Source organism: Anaeromyxobacter oryzae (genome assembly GCF_023169945.1).
GTDB lineage: Bacteria > Myxococcota > Myxococcia > Myxococcales > Anaeromyxobacteraceae > Anaeromyxobacter > Anaeromyxobacter oryzae.
Window position 1 is genome coordinate 4,701,588 of record NZ_AP025591.1, and the last position, 25,653, is coordinate 4,727,240.

The 25,653-nt window shown below is 74.3% G+C and carries 19 protein-coding genes; 11 read left to right on the forward strand and 8 right to left on the reverse strand.

The features are described 5' to 3' along the window. Positions 1–120 precede the first annotated feature (120 nt). Complete coding sequence (locus tag AMOR_RS20625) at positions 121–8,394, forward strand: GH36-type glycosyl hydrolase domain-containing protein (RefSeq protein ID WP_248353653.1); 8,274 nt, start codon at positions 121–123, stop codon at positions 8,392–8,394. 24 nt (positions 8,395–8,418) lie between these two features. On the opposite strand, the gene AMOR_RS20630 is transcribed toward AMOR_RS20625, so the two are convergent. From AMOR_RS20630 to AMOR_RS20645, 4 genes are all read right to left on the reverse strand, one after another. Beyond that, positions 8,419–8,988: a hypothetical protein gene (locus AMOR_RS20630; protein WP_248353654.1), complete on the reverse strand. Its 570-nt coding sequence runs from the start codon at positions 8,986–8,988 to the stop codon at positions 8,419–8,421. A 211-nt stretch (positions 8,989–9,199) separates the two neighbouring features. Then, on the reverse strand, positions 9,200–10,486 hold the full coding sequence (locus tag AMOR_RS20635; protein WP_248353655.1) for a carbohydrate porin: 1,287 nt from the start codon (positions 10,484–10,486) through the stop codon (positions 9,200–9,202). Positions 10,487–10,583: 97 nt separating this feature from the next. After that, complete coding sequence (locus tag AMOR_RS20640; RefSeq protein WP_318653818.1) at positions 10,584–12,068, reverse strand: RtcB family protein; 1,485 nt, start codon at positions 12,066–12,068, stop codon at positions 10,584–10,586. Then, positions 12,061–12,477 (reverse strand): archease, encoded by a 417-nt coding sequence (locus AMOR_RS20645; RefSeq protein ID WP_248353657.1) that lies wholly within the window; start codon positions 12,475–12,477, stop codon positions 12,061–12,063. Before AMOR_RS20645 ends, AMOR_RS20640 begins: the two co-directional genes overlap by 8 nt. A gap of 250 nt (positions 12,478–12,727) precedes the next feature. Between AMOR_RS20645 and AMOR_RS20650 the strand changes: the two genes are divergently transcribed. The 3 genes from AMOR_RS20650 (at position 12,728) to tenA (ending at position 14,551) form a co-directional block, all read left to right on the forward strand. Then, positions 12,728–12,964: a hypothetical protein gene (locus AMOR_RS20650; RefSeq protein WP_248353659.1), complete on the forward strand. Its 237-nt coding sequence runs from the start codon at positions 12,728–12,730 to the stop codon at positions 12,962–12,964. 34 nt (positions 12,965–12,998) lie between these two features. After that, positions 12,999–13,715 carry a BON domain-containing protein gene (locus AMOR_RS20655; protein WP_248353661.1) on the forward strand — a complete coding sequence of 239 codons (717 nt, stop codon included), beginning with the start codon at positions 12,999–13,001 and terminating at the stop codon, positions 13,713–13,715. 164 nt (positions 13,716–13,879) lie between these two features. After that, positions 13,880–14,551 carry a thiaminase II gene (tenA, locus tag AMOR_RS20660; protein ID WP_248353664.1) on the forward strand — a complete coding sequence of 224 codons (672 nt, stop codon included), beginning with the start codon at positions 13,880–13,882 and terminating at the stop codon, positions 14,549–14,551. Positions 14,552–14,698: 147 nt separating this feature from the next. Here the strand turns inward: tenA and AMOR_RS20665 are convergent, their stop codons facing one another. Both AMOR_RS20665 and AMOR_RS20670 read right to left on the reverse strand, forming a co-directional pair. Continuing rightward, positions 14,699–15,295, reverse strand: a complete 597-nt coding sequence (locus tag AMOR_RS20665) for an HdeD family acid-resistance protein (RefSeq protein ID WP_248353665.1) — start codon at positions 15,293–15,295, stop codon at positions 14,699–14,701. Between the two features lie 285 nt (positions 15,296–15,580). Next, a complete protein-coding gene (locus AMOR_RS20670; protein ID WP_248353666.1) occupies positions 15,581–15,877 on the reverse strand; it encodes a hypothetical protein in 297 nt (98 codons plus the stop codon). Between the two features lie 228 nt (positions 15,878–16,105). Here AMOR_RS20670 and tsaA point away from each other — a divergent pair, with 228 nt between their 5' ends. The 7 genes from tsaA to AMOR_RS20705 all read left to right on the forward strand — a co-directional run bounded on the left by tsaA (position 16,106) and on the right by AMOR_RS20705 (position 23,782). Then, positions 16,106–16,567: a tRNA (N6-threonylcarbamoyladenosine(37)-N6)-methyltransferase TrmO gene (tsaA, locus tag AMOR_RS20675; protein ID WP_248353667.1), complete on the forward strand. Its 462-nt coding sequence runs from the start codon at positions 16,106–16,108 to the stop codon at positions 16,565–16,567. A gap of 12 nt (positions 16,568–16,579) precedes the next feature. Then, positions 16,580–17,941, forward strand: coding sequence for a pyridoxal phosphate-dependent decarboxylase family protein (locus AMOR_RS20680; protein ID WP_248353668.1), 1,362 nt, complete (start codon positions 16,580–16,582; stop codon positions 17,939–17,941). Positions 17,942–18,041: 100 nt separating this feature from the next. Further along, a complete protein-coding gene (locus AMOR_RS20685) occupies positions 18,042–19,286 on the forward strand; it encodes a BamA/TamA family outer membrane protein (RefSeq protein ID WP_248353669.1) in 1,245 nt (414 codons plus the stop codon). Positions 19,287–19,601: 315 nt separating this feature from the next. Continuing rightward, positions 19,602–20,105, forward strand: coding sequence for an RNA polymerase sigma factor (locus AMOR_RS20690; RefSeq protein ID WP_248353670.1), 504 nt, complete (start codon positions 19,602–19,604; stop codon positions 20,103–20,105). Next, complete coding sequence (locus AMOR_RS20695) at positions 20,102–20,830, forward strand: DUF4384 domain-containing protein (protein ID WP_248353671.1); 729 nt, start codon at positions 20,102–20,104, stop codon at positions 20,828–20,830. Before AMOR_RS20690 ends, AMOR_RS20695 begins: the two co-directional genes overlap by 4 nt. Further along, on the forward strand, positions 20,827–22,344 hold the full coding sequence (locus tag AMOR_RS20700; protein ID WP_248353673.1) for a caspase family protein: 1,518 nt from the start codon (positions 20,827–20,829) through the stop codon (positions 22,342–22,344). The genes AMOR_RS20695 and AMOR_RS20700 overlap by 4 nt, the downstream gene beginning before the upstream one ends. 10 nt (positions 22,345–22,354) lie before the next feature. After that, positions 22,355–23,782, forward strand: coding sequence for an RCC1 domain-containing protein (locus AMOR_RS20705; protein ID WP_248353675.1), 1,428 nt, complete (start codon positions 22,355–22,357; stop codon positions 23,780–23,782). A 12-nt stretch (positions 23,783–23,794) separates the two neighbouring features. On the opposite strand, the gene AMOR_RS20710 is transcribed toward AMOR_RS20705, so the two are convergent. Together AMOR_RS20710 and AMOR_RS20715 are read right to left on the reverse strand one after the other, a co-directional pair. Beyond that, on the reverse strand, positions 23,795–24,472 hold the full coding sequence (locus AMOR_RS20710; RefSeq protein WP_248353677.1) for a YceI family protein: 678 nt from the start codon (positions 24,470–24,472) through the stop codon (positions 23,795–23,797). Between the two features lie 34 nt (positions 24,473–24,506). Then, positions 24,507–25,643 (reverse strand): glycoside hydrolase family protein, encoded by a 1,137-nt coding sequence (locus AMOR_RS20715; RefSeq protein ID WP_248353678.1) that lies wholly within the window; start codon positions 25,641–25,643, stop codon positions 24,507–24,509. Between the last annotated feature and the right edge of the window lie 10 nt (positions 25,644–25,653).

Consider the following 25,653-nt stretch of genomic DNA (forward strand, 5'->3'; position numbering starts at 1 on the left):
CGAGGCGTGCCCCGGCCTGCGCCCCGGCGCTGCGGGGGCCGGCGTGTTAAATGGAGGGTAAGCCAGCTCCACGCATCGCCCCGATGACGCGCTGACTTCCGTCAGGGAGGCTGCGTGCTCGTGGCTGAGAAGCTGGACTCGGCGTTCTTCGGCAGGGCGCGTCGCGCTCCCGCGGCTGCCGAGAGGCCGTTCCGCGACGAGCTGCTCAGCGTCGAGCGCCTCGACGAGCGGGCCCGCTCCCTCGCGGCCCGGTTCACCGTCGACCCGTCGCGACGCGCGGCGCGGAGCGTCTTCCCGCGCTTCGACGACAACGTCCGCGAGCTCCGGGAGGCGTACCGCACGCTCGCCGGCGACGTCCACCGCGGCGAGTTCGTCACAGCCGCGGCGGAGTGGCTCCTCGACAACTACCACCTCGTCGCCTCCGAGATCCGCGACGTCCGGCAGAACCTCCCGCGCCGCTACTACCGGGAGCTGCCCAAGCTCGCTGCGCGGGAGCAGGCGGGGAACGCCCGGGTCTACGCGCTCGCGGTGGAGCTGATCCGCCACAGCGACAGCCGGCTCGACCGACCCCAGCTCGTGCGCTGGCTGGACGCCTTCCAGACGGTCGCCCCGCTCACCATCGGCGAGCTCTGGGCGTGGCCGAGCATGCTGAAGCTCGCGCTCGTCGAGAACCTTCGCCGGCTCGCCGACGAGACGCTCGCCGCCCGCGGGGCCCGGCGCGCGGCCGACGCCTACGTGGCGCGGATCGACGCCGCGGGGAAGGGCCTGCCGCCCCCGCTGCCGCGCGCGCTCCACCCGGCGCTCGTCGTGCAGCTCCTCCAGCGCGTGCGCGAGTACGGACCGCGCCTCTCGGCGGTCCGGAGCGGCCTCGACGCCCACCTCGCCGGCGATCGGCAGACGGCGGAGGAGGCGATCCGCGGCGAGCACCAGCGCGAGGCTGCCGCCCAGGTCTCCGTCTCGAACGTCATCACGAGCCTGCGGCTCTGCTCGACCCTCGACTGGACCCAGTACGTCGAGACCGTCAGCCTGGTCGAGCGGGTGCTGCAGCGCGATCCCGCCGGCGTCCACGCCCGGATGGAGTTCCTCTCCCGCGACCGCTACCGGCAGGCGGTCGAGGAGCTCGCGGAGCCGACGGGAGAGGCCCAGGTCCGGGTCGCCCTCCGCGCGGTGGAGAGCGCGCGCCAGGCGGCCGAGGCCGAGGGGCCGGGCGCCCGCGCCGCGCACGTGGGGCACCACCTCATCGGCAAGGGGCGCCCCGAGCTGGAGGCCGACCTCGCCTGGCGACCCGGCGCGACGAAGAGGCTGCGACGGTTCGCGTTCGCGCACGCGACCACGATGTACCTCGGGACGATCGCGCTCGCGACGGCGGCGCTGGTCGGGGCCGCGGTCGGGTACGCGCGTCACGGGGGCGGCTCGACGTGGGCGCAGATCGGCGTGGCGCTGCTCGTCGTCCTGCCCGCGAGCGAGGTGGCGGTCGCGCTCGTCCAGCGCCTCACCGCCCGGCTCGTGCCGCCGAGGCGGCTGCCGCGCCTCGATCTCTCCTCGGGGGTCCCCGAGGACGCGCGGACCCTGGTCGTCGTGCCGACCTTGCTCACCAGCGTCGCCGGGGTCGCGGCGCTGCTCGAGCACCTCGAGGTCCTCGCGCTCGGAAACCTCGACCCCCACGTCCACTTCGCGATCCTGGGCGACTTCGCGGACGCCGTCGCCCGCGACCTGCCCGAGGACGGGGCCATCCTCGCGGCCGCCCGGAGCGGGATCGAGGCGCTGAACGCGCGCCTCGGCGAGGGTCGGGCCGACCGGTTCTTCCTCTTCCACCGCGCGCGGCAGTGGAACGAGGGGGAGCGCGCGTGGATGGGCTGGGAGCGGAAGCGCGGGAAGCTGGAGGAGCTGAACCGGCTCCTGCGCGGCGCGACGGACACGAGCTACGACGTGCAGGTCGGGGAGCTCGGCATCCTCCCGCGGGTGCGCTACTGCATCACGCTCGATTCGGACACCCGCCTCCCGCGCGACGGCGCGAAGAAGCTCGTCGGCGTCATCGCGCACCCCCTGAACCGCCCCCGCATCGATCCGCGCTCGGGCCGCGTCACCGAGGGCTACGGGATCCTGCAGCCGCGCGTCAGCGTCACGACGGCGAGCGCCGCCGGCTCGAGCTTCGCGCGGATCTTCGCCGGGCACACCGGCGTGGACCCGTACACCACCGCAGTCTCGGACACCTACCAGGACCTCTTCGGCGAGGGCAGCTTCACCGGCAAGGGGCTGTACGACGTCGACGCGTTCACCGCGGCGCTGGAGGGGCGCGTCCCGGACAACACCCTCCTCTCGCACGACCTCTTCGAGGGCATCCACGCCCGCACCGCACTCGTGACCGACGTCGAGGTCGTGGACGACTACCCCTCGAGCGTCCTCGCCCACGCGCGCCGCCAGCACCGCTGGACGCGTGGCGACTGGCAGATCCTCGGCTGGCTCCTGCCGTTCGTCCCGACGCGCGCGGGGTTCGCGCGGAACCGCCTCCCCCTCATCTCCCGCTGGAAGATCTTCGACAACCTGCGGCGCGCCCAGCTCGCGCCCGCGACGGTCCTCCTGCTCCTCCTCGCCTGGACGGTGCTGCCGGGGAGCCCGGCGATCTGGACCGCCGCCATCGTGGCGTCCCTCGCGTTTCCGCTCTACCCGCTCGCGCTCGAGGCGCTCGCCGGCCCGAGGTCGCACCAGCCGCCGCGGGCCTTCGTGCGCGGGCTCGTGGAGGACGCGAAGGGCAGCCTGGCGCGGGTCGTGCTGCAGCTCGCGTTCCTCGCAAACCAGGCGTACGCCATGACGCACGCGATGCTCGTCACCATCGTCCGCGTCGCGATCACGCGGCGTCGGCTGCTCGAGTGGGAGACCGCCGCGGCGAGCGCCGCGCGCGGTGCCGGGCTCGAGCGGGGAACCGGCGCGCGATCGTTCCTCGTCGGGATGGCGGCGAGCCCGGCGATCGCCCTCGGCGGCGCGCTCCTCGCCGCCGCGTGGCGCCCAGGCGCGCTCGCCGCGGCGGGCCCCCTGCTCGCGCTGTGGGCGGTCGCGCCGCTCCTCGCGTACCGGCTCTCCCAGCCCATCGCCGGCAGGGACGCCGTGCTCGGTCCGGAGGATCGGCACTTCCTCCTCGGCGTGGCCCGCGCCACGTGGAAGTACTTCGAGACGTTCATGGGCCCGGACGACCACTTCCTGCCCGTGGACAACGTCCAGGAGGAGCCTGCGAGGATCGCGCACCGGACCTCGCCCACCAACATCGGGATGGGGCTCCTCTCCACCCTGGCGGCCCACGATCTCGGCATCGTCGAGACCGGCGAGCTCATCGAGCGGATCGACTCCACCCTCACCACGATGGAGGGCCTGGAGCGGCTCGAGGGGCACCTGTTCAACTGGTACGACACGGTGAGCCTCGCGCCGCTCCCGCCCCGGTACGTCTCGACCGTGGACAGCGGCAACCTCGCCGGCGCGCTCATCGCGGTGTCCGAGGGGCTTCGCCGCCTCGGGCGCGACCCGGCTCCGCGGGAGGCGGGCCCGAGCGATGCGTGCGAGCGGCTCGAGAGTCTGTCGCGGCGCGCGGCCGCGTTCGCCGACGGGATGAGCTTCCGGTTCCTCTACGACCCGCAGCGGAGCCTGCTCGCGATCGGCTACCGCGCCGCGGACGCGGAGGGACCGGGCCGGCTCGATCCCTCCCACTACGACCTCCTCGCCTCGGAGGCGCGGCTCGCGAGCTTCATCGCGATCGCCAAGGGCGATCTGCCCGAGAAGCACTGGTTCCACCTCGGCCGGGCCGTCACGAGCGTGCACGGAACCCCCACGCTCCTGTCGTGGAGCGCGACGCTGTTCGAGTACCTCATGCCGCTGCTCGTGATGCGGAGCTATCCGGACACGCTGCTCGACGAGACCTGCCGGATGGCCGTTCGCCGGCAGCGGGACTACGCGGCAGAGCGCGGCGTGCCGTGGGGGATCTCGGAGTCCGCCTACGATCTCGTCGACCACCACGGGAACTATCAGTACAAGGCGTTCGGCGTCCCGGGGCTCGGCATGAAGCGGGGCCTCGCCGACGAGCTGGTGGTCGCGCCCTACGCGACGGCGCTCGCCGCGCTCGTTCACCCCACCGCGGCAGCGGCGAACCTCCGCCGCCTCGAGCGGGAGGGCCTCCTCGGCGCGTACGGCTACTTCGACGCGATCGACTACACGCCCCGCCGCGCGGAGGAGCCCGAGACGGACCGGCCTTCGCCCGTCCACGCCCGTGGCACGATCGTGCGGACGTATCTCGCCCACCACCAGGGGATGACGCTCGCGGCCCTCGCCGGCGCGCTCGGCGGCAACCGGATGGTGGAGCGCTTCCACGCCGATCCGCGGGTGCAGGCGACGGAGCTGCTCCTCCAGGAGCGCGTGCCGCGCCACGCGGCGCTCATCCGGCCGCGCCCGGACGAGGCGGAGCGCATCGCGGCGCCGGTGCCGCCGGCGGCGGTCCGACGCTTCCGGTCGCCGCACACCGCGTTCCCCCACGCGCAGTTCCTGTCGAACGGCAACTACACCGCCGTCGTCACGAACGCGGGCGGCGGCACGAGCTTCTGCCGCGGACGCGCCGTCACGAGGTGGCGCCAGGACGCGACCCGCGACCCCGGCGGCCAGTACCTGTACCTCCGCGACGTCCGGAGCGGGCGGGTGTGGTCCGCGACGCACCACCCGACCGCGAAGGAGGCGAAGGACGAGGTGGTCACGTTCACGATCGAGAAGGCGACCTTCCAGCGAAGGGACGACGACATCGGAACGCGGCTCGACGTCGCGGTCTCGCCCGAGGACGACGTCGAGGTGCGCCGGCTCGAGGTGACGAACCACGGGGATCGCGCCCGCGAGCTCGAGATCACGAGCTACGCCGAGATCGTCCTCGCGCCCAGCGCCGACGACCTCGCCCACCCCGCGTTCGGAAAGCTGTTCGTCGAGTCCGAGTACGTCGCGGAGAGCAACGCGCTGCTCTGCCGCCGGCGGCCGCGCGCCCCGGACGACGCCGAGGCCTTCGCGCTGCACGTCATCGGCCAGGAGGGCCGCACGCAGGGGCCGGTGGAGTGGGAGAGCGATCGGGGGCGCTTCCTCGGCCGCGGCCGCGGCCCGGAGGATCCGCAGGCGCTCGACGGCCGCCCGCTCTCGGGCACGACCGGCGTCCTCCTCGATCCCATCGTGAGCCTGCGGCAGCGCGTGCGGCTCGCGCCCGGCGGCGTGGTGAGGCTCTCGTTCGCCACCGGGATGGCGTCGAGCCGGGAGACGGCCCTCGCGCTGGCGCAGCGCTACCACGACCCGACCGCGACCGCGCGGACGTTCGCGCTCGCGTTCGCGCACGCGCGGAGCCGGCTGCACCACCTCGGCATCTCGAGCGAGGAGGCCCTCCTGTTCGAGCGCCTCGCCTCGCGCGTGCTGTACGCCGATGCCTCGCTGCGCCCGGGCCCCGAGATCCTCGTCCGCAACACGCTGGGCCAGGAGGGGCTCTGGGGGCACGGTGTCTCCGGCGATCTCCCGGTCCTGCTCGTGCGCGTCGTCTCGGACACCGACCTCGCGCTCGTCCGGCAGATCCTCCAGGCGCAGGAGTACTGGCGCCTCAAGGGGCTCCGCGCCGACGTGGTCATCCTGAACGAGCACCCCATCTCCTACCTCGACGAGGTCCACGCCCGGCTCGCGGCCCTCCTCGAGGACGGCCCCTGGCGCACGTGGAAGCACCGGCCGGGCGGGGCGTATCTCCTGCGCGGAGATCGGATGAGCGAGGCCGAGCGCCTCCTCCTCTCCGGTGTCGCCCGCGCGGTCCTGAGCGGCGACGAAGGATCGCTCGCGCACCAGCTCGATCGACCCGCGCCCCTCGCCGCCGAGCCGGCGCCGCTCGAGCGCGCGCAGCTCGCCCGGCCCCGCCCGGCGCTCGCGCCGGCCGCCCCGCCCGAGGTGCCGCCGCTCACGCTCTGGAACGGGATCGGCGGCTTCGCGGACGGGGGGCGGGAGTACGTCATCGTCCTCGAGGGCGATCAGGAGACGCCGCTGCCCTGGGCGAACGTGATCGCGAGCCCGGTCTTCGGGACCATCGTCACGGCGTCGGGGTCGTCCTTCACCTGGTCCGGGAACAGCCGCGAGAACCGCCTCACGCCGTTCGCGAACGATCCGGTCACCGATCCCACCTCCGAGGCCGTCCTCGTCCGCGACGACGAGACCGGCGAGGCGTGGTCCCCCACCCCCGGGCCGCTGCCCCGCGACGGCGCGAGCGGCCGGTTCGTGATCCGCCACGGCGCGGGGGTCACCCGCTTCGCGCGCGCGGCGAGCGGCGTCCGCCACTCGCTCGACGTCTTCGTGGACGCAGCGGACCCCGTGAAGCTCTCGCTGCTGACGCTGACGAACGAGAGCGGCCGTCCGAGGAGGCTCTCCGTCTTCGCGTACACGGAGTGGGTCCTCGGACCGCCGCAGGCCGGCCAGAACCAGCACGTCGTGACGGCGCAGGACGCGGCGACCGGGGCGGTCCTCGCCACGAACGCCTGGAACCACGAGTTCGCGGGCCGCGTGGCCTTCGCGCACGCGAGCGACGGGCTTCGCTCGGCGAGCGGGGACCGCGCCGCCTTCCTCGGCCGGAACGGCTCGCTCGCGCGGCCGGCGGCGCTCGAGCAGGACACGCTGCCCGCTCACTTCGGGGCGGGGCTCGATCCCTGCGCGGCGCTGCACGTCGCGGTGGCCCTCGAGCCGGGCGAGACCCGGCGCGTCGTGTTCCTCCTCGGCGAGGGGAGGGACGTGAGCCACGTCCGGGAGCTGATCGGGCGGCACGGCTCCGCCGAGGCCGCGGACGCCGCGCTCGAGGTCGTGACGCGCGGCTGGGACGACACGCTCGGCGCGGTGCAGGTCCGGACGCCCGACGACTCCTTCGACGTGCTCATGAACCGGTGGCTCCTCCAGCAGGACCTGGGGTGCCGGATGTGGGCTCGCACCGGCTACCACCAGCCCGGCGGCGCGTTCGGCTTCCGGGACCAGCTCCAGGACGCGATGGCGCTCGCGATGGCGCGGCCGGAGCTCGTGCGGGAGCACCTCCTGCGGGCGGCGGCGCGGCAGTTCCGCGAGGGCGACGTCCAGCACTGGTGGCACCCGCCGGGCGGTCGCGGGACGCGCACCCGCTGCTCGGACGACCTCGTCTGGCTGCCGTACGCCGTGGCGCATTACGTCCGGACCACGGGGGACGCCGGCGTGCTCGACGAGGGCGTCCCGTTCCTCGAGGCGCCGGCGCTCGCGCCGGAGGCGCAGGACGCCTACGCAGAGCCCCGTGTCTCTGCGGAGGAGGCCTCGCTCTTCGAGCACTGCGTGCGGGCCCTGGACCGCGGGCTCACCTCGGGCGCCCACGGGCTGCCGCTCATGGGGAGCGGGGACTGGAACGACGGGATGAACCGCGTGGGGAGAGCGGGGCGCGGCGAGAGCGTCTGGCTCGGCTTCTTCCTCCACGCCGTCCTCGACGACTTCGCACCGCTGTGCGCCGCGCGCGGCGACGCCGTCCGGGCCGGTCGCTACCGCGCCGAGGCGGCCCGCCTCGCCTCCGCGCTGGAGCGAACCTGGGACGGCGAGTGGTATCGGCGCGGCTACTACGACGACGGCGCGCCGCTCGGGTCCGCGCAGAACGACGAGTGCACGATCGACTCGATCGCCCAGTCCTGGGCGATCCTGTCTGGAGTGGCCCCGGCGCGGCGCGCCGACCGCGCGATGGATTCCGTCCGCACGCACCTCGTGCGGCGGGGGGCCCAGGTCGTGCTGCTGCTCACACCGCCGTTCGATCGCTCGGCGCAGGAGCCCGGGTACATCAAGGGCTACCCGCCCGGTGTGCGGGAGAACGGCGGCCAGTACACGCACGCCGCGGCGTGGCTCGTGATGGCGCTCGCCCGGCTCGGGAGCGGAGACGAGGCGGCCGAGATCTTCCACATGCTGAACCCCGTCAACCACACGCGCACCGGCCCGGACGTCACGCGCTACCAGGGCGAGCCGTACGTTCTCGCCGGCGACGTCTGCGCGCACCCCGAGCACGCAGGGCGCGCGGGGTGGACCTGGTACACCGGCTCCGCCGGCTGGATGTACCGCGCCGGGCTCGAGAGCATCCTCGGGCTCCGGCGCCGGGGCGGGACGTTCGAGCTGGATCCGTGCATTCCCAGCTCCTGGCCCGGATACGCGATCACCTGGCGCTTCGGCGGGACGCGCTACGAGATCTCCGTGACGAACCCGGAGCGTCGCTGCCGCGGGATCGAGGCGGCGTGGCTGGACGGAGCGGCAGTCGATCCTCGGGCGATCGCGCTCGTGGACGATGGCGCGACGCATGACGTGCGCCTCGTGCTGGGCGACGCCGGCCAGCGCCTGGCCCCGTCGGTCATGGGCGGCTGAGGGGCTCGCCGGGCGTCGCGCTCGTCACGTCGGCTCGCCCGCTCCGGGTGCGCCGCCCTGGCCTTCCGGCGGCGGCGCAGGGCTCGTCGGCGGTGCAGGGCTCGTCGGCGGCGCAGGGCTCGTCGACGGCGGAGGACTCGTCTGCGGCGGAGGAGGGGTCGTCGGCGGCGCAGGACGATTCGCCGGCGGCGCCGGCGGCGGGTTCGCCGGCGGTGACACGCCGGGCGGCGGGGTCGCGCCCGGCTCGGGCGTGCCCGGCTGTGGCGTCTCCGGAGGGAGCTCGCCACGAGGACCGCGCAGCCTGGCCTGGAGGATCCGCCCGGTGTAGCCGTCGAGGACGACCAGGGCATGATCGCGGCCGCCGGCTCCGCCCAGCTCGACGTGCCAGCGCGACCGCGAGTCGGCGCGCGCCGTGATCGTGTAGTCGACGACGAGCCCGCGCGAGCGTGCGAAGTGCGTGGCGACGGCGACCGCCTCCGGTGCCGCGAGGATCCGGGGCGGAGGCGGAGCCGGGGGTGGGGGCGAGGGATGAGCGGCCACGACGCACGCGGACAGCGTGACGACCAGCACGGCGAGCAGGCGCTTGGAGAGCATCGCGGCCTCGTGCTGCGCCGGCCGGAGGGAGCGGCGCTGCGTGTAATAGACCCCCGGCGGCGCGATTGGTTAAGCGCCTCCCCTCGCGGGGGCTACGTCTCCACGTGGCTCGAGCCTGCGCCGAGCCCGGACACCACCGCCGCGGCGAGCACCGACTCGACGCCAGGCGAGATAACAGGAACGGACCGTGAGAGCCGGACCCGATCGCCGCTCACCGCTCCAGGTGCACCCTCAACCAGAGGAGGCCGACGGGCCCGCGTCCGCCGTCTGCGCCGGGGCCGACGATCACCTGCGCGCCCGCGGAGACGGTCGCCCAGGACGCGGCCGCGAGGGCGTAATAGCCCTCCAACGCGCGCTCCGCGGCGCTCCGCCACCCCGGGGCGCCCAGGTGGAGGTCGGATCCTCCTGCCGCGAGGTAGGCTGCGTGCGCCGGCGAGAGCGCGCTCCAGGCCAGCGCCACACCGACTGCGTCGCTCGCCCGGCCCCAGCGCGCTCCGGCCAGCTGGCCTCCCACGCTCGCGCTCCGGTCGGCCTCGCCGGACGCGACGGGCTCCGTGGCGCCGTCCTTCCAGCCCAGGCGCACGAAGATCCCGCTGCTCCGGTCCGCGGTTCCGATCTCGGCGTTCAGCCCGACGCCCCACGCGATCGCGCCCGACCGTCGGACCGAGGAGAGATCGGGGGGCGTCCGCGCCTCCACCGCTCGGCGGTACGGCCCCATCTGCCCCGTGTTCCGCCAGGCCCGGAGCCGCACCGCGGCGGCTGCCCCGCGGAGCTGCGGATCCAGCTCGGCCTCGACCACCGCGCCCCTGGAGCGTGAGAGGTCCCAGTCCAGGTCACCGCCGGGCTGCCGCGCCAGCTGGAACAGCGCGGCCCGGATCGCGAGGCGCGGCGTGATGAAGCTGGCCAGGGCTCCGCGGGTGTAGCCGTGGACGTCCTGAGGATAGTCCCAGGTCGCGTCGTTCACGAAGGCGCCCTGCGTGAACTGGCTCCGGGGATCGTTCGCGTAGGCGTTCTGGTCGAACAGCTCTGCGGCCGAGAGCACGCCGACCGTGAGCACCAGCCGGCGAGCCGGCGCGGTGCGCGGCACCAGGTGCCGGCCGCGCCCGATGGGGACGCCGGGCACGCGCTCGGGGCCGAGCCCGATGGCCCAGCGCACGAAGGCCCGTGCCAGGTAGACCTGCGGCGCGGGCGAGGTCGCGAGCAGGTCGGCGTCGGGTGGGCTGACGAGGCCCGATCCGCCGCCCGGGGCGTTTCCCGCGGCCAGCTCGGGCGAGAGGTAGACGTCGAGATCCGGGAAGAGGCGCGCGCCCAGCCAGAGCGTCGCGGTGGTGGACACGGCGCGCTCGGGATCGAGCCGTCCCGCCGTACCCGCGATGGACGTGACCTGTGCGGCGACGAGCGGACCGGGGGCGCTCGCCTCGTCCGCGGACGCCACGGGAGGGGCGGCGAGCGTCGCGATGAAGAGGAGCGCGCCCGGGAAGTGGCGAGTTCGCGGCACGCCTCGCAGGATGTGGTCGGGCGCGTCCGAACGCCGACGGGCTCGAGCCGATCGAAGGGGTGAAAGCAGGATGGGTCGTCCCGGGTCGCGTCGCGCGTCAGCCCTTCACGACGCCGATCGGCCGTAGCCGCGCGACCTTCCGCGCGATCCCGGCGCGGTGCACCACGTCCACCACGCGGTCGACGTCCTTGTAGGCGAGCGGCGCCTCCTCGGCGAGTTCCTGGTTGCTCGGACAGCGGACCACGATCCCGCGCGCGAGCAGCTCCTTCCGCAGGACGTGACCCTGCACGCGCCGCTTCGCGGCCCCGCGGCTCATGGCCCGCCCGGCGCCGTGGCACGTGCTGCTGAAGGAGAGCGCGTCGGCCTCGTCGGTACCCGCGAGCACGTACGAGGCCGTCCCCATGCTGCCCGGGATGAGAACGGGCTGGCCCACGCCCCGGTACGCGGCCGGGATCTCCCCGCTCGAGGGCCCGAACGCGCGGGTCGCGCCCTTGCGATGGACGCAGAGCGTCCGATCTCCGTGGCGCTCGACCTTCGCGGTGTTGTGCGCCACGTCGTAGACGAGCCGGAGCTCGGCTCCGGGCCGGTCGTGGAGCACGCGCCGGAACACGTCCCGTGCGCGCTGAGCGATCACCTGGCGATTGCAGAAGGCGAAGTTCATCGCCGCGCACATGGCGCCGAAGTAGCTCCGGCCCTCCGGCGAGGAGAACGGAACGCATGCGAGCTGACGGTCGGGCACGGTGATCCCGTAGCGGTGCAGCGCCTCGTCCATGAGCTTCACGTGGTCCGTGCAGACCTGGTGGCCGAGGCCGCGCGACCCGGTGTGGACGAGGACCGTGACCTGCCCGGAGAAGAGGCGGAACGCTCGAGCAGCGCGCTCGTCGAAGATCGCGTCCACGACCTGCACCTCGATGAAGTGGTTGCCGCCGCCGAGCGTGCCGAGCTGATCCTCGCCGCGACGCTTCGCGCGCTCCGAGACCTGGCTCGGGTCCGCGCCTGCGATGACGCCCCCCGACTCGATGAGCGCGAGCTCCTCGGGGCGCCCGAGGCCGTGCTCGCGGACGAGGTAGGGACACCCGTCCCCGAGGACGCGATCCATCTCGTCCCGCGTGAGCGCCAGCCGCCCGTGCCGCCCGTAGCCGGCCGGGACGCTGCGGCTCATCTCGTGGACGAGCGCCTCGAGCGACGGGGTGACGTCCTCGCCGCGCAGGTCGGACACGAGCAGGCGCACTCCACAGTTGATGTCGAACCCGATGCCGCCGGGAGAGATGGCGCCGTCCGGCAGCCGCGTCGCGGCCACGCCGCCGACCGGGAACCCGTAGCCCTCGTGCATGTCCGGCATCCCCAGGGCGGCGTCCACGATGCCGGGGAGCGTCGTCACGTTCACGAGCTGCGAGATGCTCCGGTCGCGGCGGATCTGGCCGAGGAGCTCCTCGTCCGCGAAGATGCGGGCCGGGACCCGCATGCCCGTGCCGGCGCGGCACGCGATCTCGTACTGGCAGGGGCCGACGCTGCGAAGCTCCACGTCCGCCGGCGGCCCCGCGCTGGCGACGCCCGCGCTCTCCCTGATCGTCTCAGACATCGAGGATCACCTTCGCGGTGAAGCCCCCGGCGTGCTCGGTGATCGAGAGGCCGTGGTAGGTCGCCGCCTTCACCGGGTTGCGCAGCTCTCGCATCTGCGTGCCGCGGATCCGGGCTACGAGCTGGCGCTCCGAGAGCTGCGTGATGTCGAAGTCCGTGAAGATCACCTTCGCGAGCTCCGAGCGGAAGACGAGCTCGTTCAGCCAGCCGACGAGGAGCGCCTCGCGATCCCGGGCGGTCACCGCGACCTCGTCGCTCCAGCGGACGGGCGCCTCGAGCGGGGTCGAGTGCATCACTCCGGCGAGCGCGCGCCCCGCTTCCGCGAACAGGTCGGGGAGCGTAGGCGCCTCGATCCGGATCTCGAGCTCACCGCGGTGCTCCTCGAACGAGTGCTGGGCACCAGCTCCCATGTGGACAGCTTAGGCTTGCGGCGCCCGTGCGCGTGGCGGGGCGTGGGGTGCCTCCGGGTCGGGCCCCCGATCAGCGCGACCCGGCAGACCCCGCCCCGCGGCTCCGACCGCGGCGGTACGGTGATCCGCACCGGAAGGAAGGCGAACTGCGACCGAGGAGGCATGGCCTTCCACGACGGGAGAGACGGGGGCCGCCAGCTCGCCGGGAAGCTGGAACGCGGCGATGCAGCCCTCGCCGGAGGAATCTGTCATGACCGGAACGTGTGAAGTCTGCGGCAACGAGTACGACAAGGCGTTCGAGATCGTCGCGGCGGGAGCTCACCACGTCTTCGACAGCTTCGAGTGCGCGATCAAGGCGCTCGCACCCCACTGCGAGCACTGCGGCTGCAACGTGATCGGGCACGGAGTCGAGGCCGGCGGAAAGTTCTACTGCAGCGCCCACTGCGCTCACTTCGCGGGCGCGAAGGAGATCAGGGACCGCGTCTGAATCGTCCAGCGTCGCTCGTCTCCCCAGGGGCCAGATGAGGTCGGTCTCCATACCGGACGCGGTGCGCTGCAAGGTCGCCGCCGAGCCGCGGGTCGATGCCCCGCATCACCCCATCACGCTCTCGTTCACGGACGGCGTCCTCACGATGGAGGGCGAGCTGGCTGATCTGGCCGCGAAGAAGCTCGCGCTCGAGCGCGCCGCCTCGGTCCCGGGCGTGGACCACATCGTCGACCGGTTGCGCGTCGCGCCGGCGCGCACGATGGGAGACGCGGAGATCCGGGATCACGTGCGAGATCTCCTGCTGGAGGAGCCGGTGCTGCAGCCGCTCGCGCGGGCCACGCCGTCGCTCGAGCCCGGAGTGCCACTTCGCCCGGACGTCGTGCTCGGCACGATCGGGCTGTCGGTCGCGCGTGGAGTCGTGACGCTCGACGGGATCGTCCCGAGCCTCGCCCACAAGCGGCTCGCCGGAGCGCTCGCCTGGTGGGTGCCGGGCGTCCGCGACGTGGTGAACGGGCTGGAGGTCGTTCCTCCCGAGGAGGACGACGACGGCGAGATCAGCGACGCCGTCCGCCTCGTGCTCGAGAAGGATCCGCTGGTCGACGCGAGCCAGCTCGGGGTCTCGACGCGCCGGGCGGTCGTGACGCTGAGCGGAGTGGTCCGCTGCGGGGTGGAGCGCCGCGCAGCCGAGCGGGACGCGTGGTGCGTCTTCGGCGTGGATGGAGTGACGAACCACATCGAAGTGCGCGAGTGATCGACGCCCCGGAGAGCCGTTCGGCCTCGACGCGCTCGCGTTTCGGAAGGGCCAGCTCGGTCGACGGCGCTGACGCCCGCCCAGGCGGATACCTGCCCGACCGTCCCCGTCGTGGCTGCGGAGGCTATCATCCTGGAACCCGCCACCAGCGACAGAGGGCTCCGATGGAAGCGACGGTGTTTCGCGCGCGCATGTGGAACGCGATGGAGGAGGTCTTCGCGCGGATCCTCGCGCACCCCTTCATCGCGAGCCTCACGGACGGCTCGCTCCAGCGCGAGACCTTCGCCCACTACGTCGTCCAGGACGCGCACTATCTCCTCGACTACGCCCGCGCCCTCGCGCTCGTCGGCGCGAAGGCGCCGGACGCGCAGGCGATCGCGATGTTCGCCGGCGACGCGCGAGGCGCGATCGAGGTCGAGCGCTCGCTCCACGCAGGGTTGCTCGAGGAGTTGGGCGTCACGGCCGAGCAGGTGCGAGCGACGCCCGTCATGCCGACCACGCTCGCGTACACGTCGTACCTGCTCCGGTCCTGCCACCAGGGCTCCTTCGCCGAGGCGCTCGCGGCGGTCCTGCCCTGCTACTGGATCTACGCGGAGGTCGGCGCCGCGCTGCTCGCTCGCTCGTCGCCGGATCCGCTGTACGCGCGCTGGATCGCCACGTATGGCGGCGAGGCGTTCGGAAAGATCGTCGCCGACGTCCTCGCGCTCGTGGACCGGGTCGGCGAGACCGCCGGGGTGGCGGAGCAGGCCGCCATGCGCGAGCGCGTGGTGACGACCTCGCGGTACGAGTGGATGTTCTGGGACGCTGCGTGGCGCCGCGAGACGTGGCCGGTCTGAGCGTGCGTCGGAGCCGCGCAGGGCTACGAGCGCTCCGCCTCGGCAACGCCTCCCGCGCGTCCGCGCCGCCCGCGATGCTCGCGGGCAGCGCGCTCCCCCATGGACGCTCGGCCCGTCTCTGGCTTCGGGACGGGCTGGTCCGGCCGCTCAGGCATGGCTCGGCGTGCCGCCCGACGCGGCGGTTCCCTCGCCCCAGCGGTGGATCCGGAACCCGAACCCGACCAGCAGCGCCCCGAACACGACGGCGTAGACCCCGATCATCCACGCGAGGGCGAGCGCTCCCGCCCCGGGGAACGCGGCGAGCAGCACGCCGAACACGATGGAGACGACGCCGCTCGCGGCGAGCAGCCATTCGCCGCGAATCACGTGGCGGAGCCGGATCGCGAAGGCGATCTCGGCGACGCCGGTCAGCACGGCCCACACGGCGATCACGGTCAGCAGCGCCAGCGCGGTGATGCCAGGCCAGAGGAACGTGATGACGCCGGCGGCGACGCTCACGAGGCCCTGGAAGAGGAGCCATCCGCGGTTCATCCCGGTCCGAGCTCCCCGGATCGCCAGGATCACGTTGAACACCCCGTCCACCAGCGCGTACGCGCCCCACAGGATGACCAGGGCCAGCAGGCTCGCTCTGGGCGCGAAGATGGCAAGGAATCCGAACAGGAGCGCCGCCACCCCTCGGACCACCAGGAACCGCCAGCGTGCAGCGAACGCGCTCAAGGTCGGGCCAGCGAGATCGGAGTTCATGATCGCTCCTTTGCCACGAAAGCGTACGTGTGCAGCGACGATGGTCGCGCTCCCCGCCGGCGGCGCGGGGGGGATCGTGGGTTGCCTCCGTCGCAAGTGACGCGGCCGAGCAGGGGGTCGGCCGAACGGCCTGAGCAGCGCGGGGCGCCCGGGCTGGCGGGACGTGCCCGCCTCGCCCGGTGACGGCGCGCGGCAACAGCGTCGCGGCGTCGTCCCGGCGGACACGGGCGGAGCGTCGCCGTCGAGGCGCTCCGATGGAAGTTCCGCTGCGCAGGCAATGACGCGTCACGTGAACGACGCCGCTGCGTCGGGAGCCCGATCGTCCAGGTGGAGGTAGCGGAGCATCCGCTCCTGGTGCTGGCCGAGCCCGCGCAGGACGACATGAGGGCTCTGCAGCTTCGTGATGGTGAGCGCGAGGTGAGCGAGAGCGACGTCGGACACGTCCCGTGCGCCGTGGAAGTCGATCACGACGCTATCGCACCCTGCGTGAACGAGCTTCGTGCGGATGATCGCGGCCACCGCGAGGTCGAAGACGCCCTCGACCGACACCGTACGCGCTCTCGGCTGGACCTCCGCGGCCACGGCGCGCTCCCGGTGCGAGCATGCCCTCCGGGAGCTTGGCTTGGATCGCGTGAGGGCCCTCCGACCCAAGAGGACCGCGCTCCCGGGCGATCAGCGCCGTCTTCTTCGCCCTCTCGCTCGGGCGCTCCCGCGGGACCATCGGCTCATGGCCTGAAGTTCACCAGGCTCGCTGGACCGCATCCCCCGCAGGGCGTGGCCGCGCTCGGCCGTCCACCGTAGTTCGCGGGAGTGAAGGCGCGCGAGGAACGATCCGGGGAGCGGGCGACGCGCTTCTCGCTGCGACCGATCGGGATCATCCGCTCGGCGCTGAAGGAGCGGAGCGAGGCGCCGCGGCAGGGATCGGAAGGAGCCCCCGATGCCTGGCTCGACGTGCAGCCGTGGGCACGGGAGGGCCTCCGCGGAATCGCTGCCGGCGACGAGCTCCTCGTCATCACCTGGCTTCACCAGGGACGGCGCGACGTCCTCCGGGTCCACCCGCGCGGCGACTCGCGGCTCCCGCTCGCGGGCGTCTTCGCGACCCGCTCTCCGGACCGGCCGAACCCGCTCGGCCTGCATGTCGTGACGGTGCGAAGAAGGCTCGGGAGCCGGTTGCGGATCGGGCCGATGGAGGCCATCGACGGCACGCCCGTCGTCGACGTGAAGCCGGTGCTCGGGGAGACCCGCGGGCGTGCCGCGCCTGCCATGCCCTGATAAGACGTCCGGATGTCCACGCCCGGCACTGCCGCGCTGCTCCGCGATGCGGCGCTCCGCGCATCGCGCTACCTCGAGACCATCGGAGACCGGTCCGTCGCGCCGTCCGCCGCGGCGGTGGAGGGGCTCGGCGCGCTCGACGGGCCCCTGCCGGACGGACCGGCCGACGCGCAGGCGATCCTCGCGGACCTCGACGAGATCGTCGGCCCCGCGACGATGGCCACGGCGGGCCCGCGCTTCTTTGGGTTCGTCATCGGCGGCGCGCTCCCGGCCACGGTCGCCGCGAACGTCCTCGCCACCGCCTGGGACCAGAACTCCGCCCGGTCGGACGTGACGCCCGGGACCGCGCGGATCGAGGCCGTCGCGCTCCGCTGGATCGTGGAGGCGCTCGCGCTGCCCGCGGGGACCGCGGGCGGCCTCGTCACGGGCGCGACGCTCGCGAACTTCACGGCGCTCGGGGCGGCGCGCCACGCGCTCCTCGCGCGGGAGGGCTGGCACGTCGAGGCGCGGGGGCTCTTCGGCGCGCCCGAGCTCGAGGTCGTGGTCGGCGCCGAGGTGCACGTGAGCGTCCTCAAGGCGCTCGCGCTGCTCGGGCTCGGCAAGGACCGCGTGACCGTCGCTCCAACCGATGGCCAGGGCCGGATACGCGCCGACGCATTCCCGCCCGTCGGCCCACGCACGATCGTCTGCCTGCAGGCGGGGAACGTGAACAGCGGGTCGTTCGATCCCGCCGAGGCGCTCGTTCCCCGCGCCCGGGCCGGCGGGGCGTGGGTGCACGTGGACGGCGCCTTCGGGCTCTGGGCGCGGGCCGCGCCCGGCCGCGCGGCGCTCGCGCGCGGCCTGGAGGGCGCGGACTCCTGGGCGACCGACCTGCACAAGTGGCTGAACGTCCCTTACGACAGCGGGATCGCCCTCGTGCGCGACGAGCGCGCCCTGCGCGCGGCGATGGGCATGAGCGCGGCCTACCTGCCGGAGGGGAGCCTGCGGGATCCCGCCGAGTACACACCAGAGCTGTCCCGCCGCGCCCGGGGCATCGAGGCGTGGGCGGCGCTGCGCGCGCTCGGCCGCAGCGGGCTCGCCGAGCTCGTCGAGCGGAACTGCCGCCAGGCGCGGCGTTTCGCCGAGGGGCTCGCGGCGGCCGGGCACCGCGTCCTCAACGACGTCGTCCTGAACCAGGTGGTCGTCTCGTTCGGCGACGCCGACCGCACGCGTCGCGTCGTCGCCGCCATCCAGCGGGACGGCACGTGCTGGTGCGGCGGCACCACGTGGCAGGGCCACGCCGCGATGCGGATCAGCGTGTCGTCGTGGGCGACGACCGACGCGGACGTGGAGCGGTCGCTCGACGCGATGCTCCGCGCCGCGCGAGAGGCTTGAGCGGCGCTCGCCGGCGCTCCGGAGGCCGACCGGCTCGCATACCCTGGCACGGGCGAGCGTGGTACTAGGGAGCGCGCCGGGACGGCTTCCCGCGCCCGCCATGCACCTCCGCCCGTCGGTCCTCCTTCTCTCGCTCGCCTCCACGCTGCTCGCGCCGGCCGTCGCGCTCGCCACCTCGCCGGCGGGTCCGGGCACCGGCCTCGTCACGCCGGCCGCCGCGGCCGAGCCGCCGGACCGGGCGGACGAGGACTTCCCGGAGTACCTCGGCCGCCACCTCGGCCTCTCGGCCGCCGCGGCCGCCCCCACGCAGAGCCGGTTCCACCTCGCGCTGCTCCCGTTCGTCATGGCGAACCCGCTCGTGGGCGCGGGCGGCGGCGCGGCGGCGCTGGGCGGTTTTCGGCTCGGCCCGCCGGGCGAGCCGTTCTCGCGGTTCGAGGCGAGCGCGTTCGCGACCGCGCGCCACCAGGCCGGGGGCGTGCTGCGCACCGGCATCCGCCTCCCGTCCGAGGGCTGGCTCCTCGTGGGTGACTGGGGGGCGGGCCGCTTCCCCAACCCGGCCTACGGCCTCGGCGGCCTCACGACGTCCGCGGACCGGACGATCGTCGACCGCCGGCAGGTCCAGATCCACGAGACCGCCTACCGGCGCACCGCGAGCCGGCTCTTCGCCGGGCTGGGCTACGACCTCGATCTCTTCGAAGGCATCGTGGATCGGCGCGCCGCCGCGGGCGAGGCGACGGGGTTCGCCGCCTATCCGTTCGGGACGGGGAGCCGCTCCGTCTCGTCGGGCCTCAGCCTCCACCTGCTCTGGGACGGGCGCGACAACCCGGTGGCCCCGCGGCGCGGGCAGTACGCGCTCGTGCGCTACCGGTTCGAGCCGAGCGTCCTCGGGACCGACGACGACTGGCGCTCCGTCTACGCCGACGCGCGGACCTACTTCCCGCTGCGACACGGCGAGGACGTCCTCGGGCTGTGGGCCTTCGCCTGGTCGAGCTTCGGCAACACGCCCTACCTCCTCCTCCCCGCGGTCGGGGCCGACCCCGAGCACCGGTCCGCCCGCGGTTACGTCGAGGGCCGGTTCGCCGCGAAGGACCTCGCCTACCTCGAGGCGGAGTACCGGATCCACCTCTGGCAGTGGCTGGGCGGGGCGGTGGCGGCGAGCCTCGCCGCGCCGAGCGAGCGCGGCACCGGCGTGCCGGGTCCGCTCTTCCGCCGCGTCCACCCGGCGATCGCCGGCGGATGGCGCGTCCTGCTCGATCGCGCGTCGGGCGCGAACATTGCGCTCGACGCCGCGTGGGCGCCGGGGCAGGGCCCCTCGTTCTACGTGAACGCGAACGAGACGTTCTAGCCGTCGCGGCGCCCGTGCTCCGCGGCGGCGACCTCCCCTCCTGCCGAGCGTGTTCCTGGAGGCCGTCAGCCCCCGGAGGGCAGCAGAAGGCGGCGGACCGGGACGGGCCCGAGCCGGTGAGGGGGTGCTCCTCGCTTCACGACTCGGCGTGTCACGCATCGAACGATCGAGTCCTGCGAGGTCCACATGCTCGCCTCCAAGGTGACCGGCCGTCTCGCCGCTGCCTGGCCCTCGCGCCCCGGATCGGGAGCCGCGGCGGTCGAATCGTTTCCTTACACGTCACGGAGAGCCGAGCCACGAGGCGGTCTCCCGGAAATGGGTGAAGCACCGTCCGTCGAACGCGAGCGAATCGCCTCCCTGTACCGGGACCTCGGTCCCGTCGTCTACCGGAGGTGCGTTCGACTCCTCAAGGATCGCGACGCGGCGCGCGACGCGACCCAGGAGGTCTTCGTGAAGCTCGTGCGCGACGTGGAGCGCCTGGAGAACCGGGAGGCCGCGGTCGCCTGGATCTACCGCGTCGCCACGAACCACTGCCTGAACGTGGTTCGCCAGGCGCGGCGCCGCGGCGTGCACGTGGCTGGCGACGCGCTCGACGTGTTGCCGGACGCCGAGCCGTCCTTCCCGGACCGGCAGCTCGCGCGCGACGTCCTCTCCCGCTTCGACGTCAAGACACAGGCGATCGCGGTCGGCGCGCTCATCGACGGCATGAACCACGACGAGCTCGCGGGAGCGCTGGGGATCTCGCGGCGCACCGTGCAGCGGAAGCTGACGCGGTTCCTCGAGCGAGCCCGCGCCTTGCTGCGACGGAGCGAGCCGTGACGCGCTGCCCGACCGAGCTGGAGCTGGAGACGTACCTCGTCGCGCCGTCGCGGTCGAACCTCGAGCCGCACCTCGCCGCGTGCTCCCGGTGCCGGGACGAGGTCGGGGCGATGCGCCAGCTCGGGGAGGACTTCCGGCGCGACGTGTTCCCGCGGACGGTGGACGCGGTGGTGGCGGGGAGCCGCGGGACGCGCCTGCCGCGCTGGGGCCTCGTCGCCGCGTCGCTCTCCGCCGCGGCCGCCGCCGCGATCCTGCTCGTCACCGTCCGGTCGCGGTCGGAGTACGTCGGCGTCAAGGGCGGTGACCTCGGCCTGACGGTCTTCGTGAAGGACGCAGCGGGAACCCGGGCCGCGCGCGACGGTGAGCCGGTGCAGGCGAACGCGGCCGTCCGCTTCCGGGTACGGCCGGCGCGGGCGTGCCGCCTCGTCGTCCTGTCCGTGGATGGCGCCGGCCAGGTCTCGAGGCTCTTCCCCGCGAGCGGCGACGCGGCCGCGGACGTCGCGACCGCGGCCACGCTCCCCGGCGGCGCCGTGCTGGACGGGCGGCCCGGCCCGGAGCGCATCTTCGCGGTCTGCTCGAAGGCGCCGCTCGCGTACCCGGAGGTCGAGCGCGCCGCGCGCGCCGCCGCCGCCGGCGGGGACGCCGCGGTCCGATCCACGAGCGCGCTCGCCGGGCTGCCGCGCGACGCCACCCAGGCCACGCTCCTGGTCGAGAAGCGACCGTGACCCGGCCTGCCGCCATCGCCGTCGCCCTCTCCATCCTCGCCCTAGGGGCGCCGGGCCGGGCGCTCGCGGCCGCGCGCTACGCGGTGGTGGTGGGCAGCAACGCCGGCGCCACCGGCCGGCCGAGGCTCTGGTTCGCCGAGAAGGACGCGGAGCGGTTCCGCCGCGTCCTCGTCGAGCTGGGGGAGTTCCAGCCCGGCGACGTCCAGCTCCTCGAGGGCGTCGGCGCGAAGCGGGTGCGCGAGGCGATCGCCAGGGCCGAGGCCGCGATGGAGGTCGCGCGCGCCGGCGGGGAGCACCCGCTGTTCGTCTTCTACTTCTCGGGGCACGCGGCGTCGGGCGGGATCGAGCTCGGCGACGAGCGGGTCTCGTTCGGCGAGCTGCGATCCCTCGTGACGGGGACGTCCGCGGACGCGAAGGTCGCGATCGTGGACGCCTGCGAGGCGGGGTTGCTGACGCAGGTGAAGGGCGCGGCGGCCGTCCCCACGCTCGAGTTCGCGCTGCCGACCTCGGACACGGTGCGCGGGACCGCGTTCATCGCCTCGACGGCCGAGGGGGAGAGCGCGCAGGAGTCCGCCGCGATCGGCGGCAGCTTCTTCACCCACCACCTCGAGGTGGCGCTCCGGGGCGCCGGGGACGCCGACGGTGACGGCCTCGTCACGCTCGGCGAGGCCTTCCGCTACACCGCGGCCCAGACGCTCGCCGGTACGCTCGCCACGGCCGAGGGCGCGCAGCACGCCACTTACGAGTTCCGGATGTCCGGACGGGGCGACGTGGTGCTGGCGGATCTCCGTCGCGCGGACGCCCGCCTGACGGTCCCGCGCGATCCCGGGACGACGTACGTGCTCCGCGGCCCGATGAGCCTCCTCGCGGAGGTGACGGCGGGAGAGAAGCCGATCACGCTCGCGCTGCCGGCGGGGCCCTACCACGTCGAGCGCCGTTCGCGGGAGGGGCGCGCCACCGCGGAGCTCGAGCTCGGGCACGGCGCCGTCGAGACGATGCCGCCGCTCGCGCCGAGCCGGTACGAGCTGGCCCGCGCGAAGGGCGGGCCGAAGCCGGGGCTCCTGTTCGCGGGGTTCGGCGCGATGGCGCTCGGCCTGCCCGGCTTCGGCGCCGCGCCGGTGGTGCGGCTCGGCGTCCGGAAGGAGGTCGGCCCGATCGGTCTCCGCGTCCGGCTCGACTACCTCGGCAAGGCGGTGAACGACGCGGGCGTCCGGTACGACCTCGGGTACGTGGGGGGCGCGGTCGCCGCGCTGTACCCGCTCAACACGTCGCGCATCCTCGTCGAGGCCGGCCCCGAGCTCGGCTACGGCTACGCGACCCAGCGGCTCGCCGATCGCCGCAGCTTCGGGTCGAACGTCTTCTGGGGCGGCGCCGCGCTCATGGCGACGGCGCCGGTCGGACGGCTCCGCGTCGGCCTGGATGCGGCCCTCGGCGCCGACCTCCTGCGCCTCGACTTCCGGACGGCGGTCCGTCCCGCGGCGTCGCTGTCGTTCCTCGTCCTGTGGGGCTTCTAGGAGGTCGCGCGTGCGTGGGTCCGGGCGGAGCGGGATGGTGTCGCCGGTCGGGGCGCTCGCCGTGGCGTCGCTCCTCCTCGCCGCGGGCTGCAACGACTCGCTCGTCGATCACGCCGCGGGCTCGACCGTGCTGCACCCCTCGCCGTGCGACCCGGGCCAGGTCCTTTGCGGCGACGTGTGTCTCGCGGAGGACGGCCAGCACTGCGGGGCGTCCTGCTCGAGCTGCGCCTCCGCGGTCCCGCCGGACCCGAACGCCGGCCCCATCTGCACCGAGGCGCACGCCTGCGCCTTCGAGTGCAATCCCGGGTGGCTCCGCGTCGGGGACGCGTGCGAGCGCGCCGTCGCCGTCTCCGCCGGCTTCGCGCACACGTGCGCCATCACCACCGGCGCGAAGGTGAAGTGCTGGGGCGCGAACGAGCACGGTCAGCTCGGCGACGGGTCGACCCAGGATAGCGCCGTTCCCGTCGACGTGGCGTTGCCGGCCCCGGCGTCCGCGATCGCGGCCGGGTACGTGCACACGTGCGCCGTCGCCGCCGGCGCCGTGTATTGCTGGGGCGACAACACGACCGGCGCGCTGGGGGACGGCACCACGTCGCAGCGGTCCAGCCCGGTGCAGGTGTCCGGCGTCTCGGGCGTGACGGCGGTCTCGGCGGGCGGCGGCGAGAACGCGGGTGCCACGCCGACCTTCTACGGCCACAGCTGCGTGGTCGCGGGCGGGTCGATCTCCTGCTGGGGCAGCAACGAGTCGGGGCAGCTCGGCGACGGCACGACCCAGCAGCGCACCGCGCCGGTCCCGGTCGCGCTCGGCTCCCTGGGCGGCCAGGCGACGGCGGTCGCGAACGGCGACCGCCACACCTGCGCGGTCGTCGCGGGCGGGATCTGGTGCTGGGGCGCGGCGGGGTCGTGGCAGCTCGGGAACGGCAACACGGCGAACCAGTCGCGGCCGGTGCAGGCGCAGGGGCTCCAGAGCGGCGCTTCGGACGTCGCGGCGGGCGGGGCGCACACGTGCGCCGTGATCGCCGCGCCCGCGGCGGAGCTGACCTGCTGGGGCTCGAACTCCGCGGGCCAGGCCGCAGGCGGTGACAACTCGGTCCTCACGGTGCAGCGTCCGGCGGCGGTGGCGCTGTCCGGCGTCGTCGCGCCGTCGGCCGTGGCGGCGGGAAACACGCACACGTGCGCCGTGGACGGTCCGTCGGGCGCGGTCGCCTGCTTCGGCGGCGACGACGCGAGCCAGCTCAGCGGCCCCGCGACCGCGAGGGGGGCCGTGTTGGTGCCGCTGCCGAGCACGGCCCGCGCGCTCGCCGCGGGCTACGATCACACGTGCGCGCTCCTCGACGACGGTGGGATCGACTGCTGGGGCGCGAACGGACGGGGGCAGGTCGGCGCCGGCAGCGACAGCGCTTCGGTCGCCACGCCCTCGCCGGTGTCCGGCCGATGAGCGCCGGCGCGCTCACCGGGTGACGGCCGCGCCCTCGCGCGCGTCCGCCGGGGCGGCGGCGTGGACGGCCGGGCCCGGCCGCAGCGTCAGGGAGAACGTCACCTCGACCTCGTCCTGCACGCCGAGGGCCCCGCCGGGCGCGGTGTAGGGCTTGATCCCGAACTCGGACTGGCGGAACTTCGCCTTCCCGGTCACCTGCCACGCCTCCGCCGCGCGCTTCGCCTCGAAGGTCGCGTCCAAGGGCTTCGTCTGGCCGTGGAGGGTCAGTCGTCCCTGGATGGTGCCGCGCACCGGTCCGGCCTCGGGGCGGGAACCGGCGTCGAGGGTCACGTGGTCGGAGCGGTACGTGATCTCGGGGTCGCGGGCGGCGTCGAGGACGTCCGGTCCGGCCGTCTGGCCCTCGACCTTCTTTCGATCGCTGCCGGACAGCCCCTTCTCGCGATCCCGCAGCGAGTCGGCCGCGAGCACCACCTCGACGACGGCGCGTGCCGGGTCGCCGTCCGGGAGCTCCGCGGCCCCGTGCCACCGGGTCACCTCGAAGTCGTGATCGTGCCCGAAGGCGGAGAGCATCCCGCGCTTCGCGACGTGGATCCGGATCCCGTCGCCCGTGGGGAGCGGCTCGTAGCGGCTGCCGGCCGGGGCCGACGTCGCGGACAGCGTGATCAGCGCGAGCAGGATGCGTGTCTGCATGAGACCTCCGGTGCCGGATCCGAGACGTCCTCGCTCACCTGCCGGACCCTTCCGTGCCCCGCGCCAGGCCTGCGAGGAACTGGCCCGACGTGTCGAATCCCGCGTAGTACATGGTCCACGTGGTGCCCTGGGACACCGAGGGCGTGGTGAGGCCGCCGGAATCGAACTGGCCGGCCGCTCCCGCGCCGAGGGCCGCGCCGCCGGCGCCGGGCTGCGGGACCTTCACCCAGGTGATCCCGTCGCTCGACTCGGCGTAGCCGATCGTGCCGCCGCTCGGGCCTCCGAACGGCGAGGGCGCCTCGCACCCGCGGTACCACATGCGGTAGAGGCCCTGGCGCTCCTTCACGACGGAAGGCTGGTACGCGCACGCCGCGTCGAGGCTGCCGGGGCCGCCCAGGTCGAGCACGGCGCCGTTCGCGCCGTTGCCTCGAACCTTCGTCCACGTCCGCGCGTCGCTCGAGACGGCGAGGCCGACGCGCCAGGAGTTCAGCGCGTCGTTCGCCGAGTAGTACATCTTGTACTGGTCGCCGTCCCGGATCACCCAGACGTAGCCGACCTGCTGCGCGTCGAACTCGCCGGGCGCGCCGAGCGGCAGGACGCTGCCGCCAGGGCCGGCGCCGTCGTAGTGCTTCGTCCAGTGGACGCCGTCGGTGGACTCGGCGTACCCGACGCGCCGGTCGTCGGCGAGGGTGCCCGTCGGGCAGTGGAACGGCTTCGTGCTGCCGTTGTACCACATACGATACGTCGCCCCGTCCTTCAGGACGAAGGGCCGATACGCGAGCCAGGAGTCGAAGGCCCCCGGCGCGCCGACGTCGAGGATGGCCCCGCCGGTCTCGGCTCCGGGAACGCGCGTGAAGCTCACGCCGTCGCTGGACTGCGCGAGCCCGATGCGCCAGTGCGAGTCCCGGATCCCGGGACAGCTCGGATCGCCGGTGGAGTCGCTGCCACCGTAGTAGAGGCGGGTGACGCCGCCGTCCTCGACCGCGGTGACGGTGAAGTTTCCGCGCTCGTCGAAGCTCCCCGGCGCACCGAGACCGAGCAGGGCGCCCCCGGGGCCCGGGCCGCTCACCTTCTGCCACGCGATCGGCGCCACGTTCGACGCGTCGCCACCGCACGCGAGCAGGCCCGCGAGCGCGGTCGCCGTCGCTGCGAGCCGGATCCCGAAGCGCATCGCCGCCTCC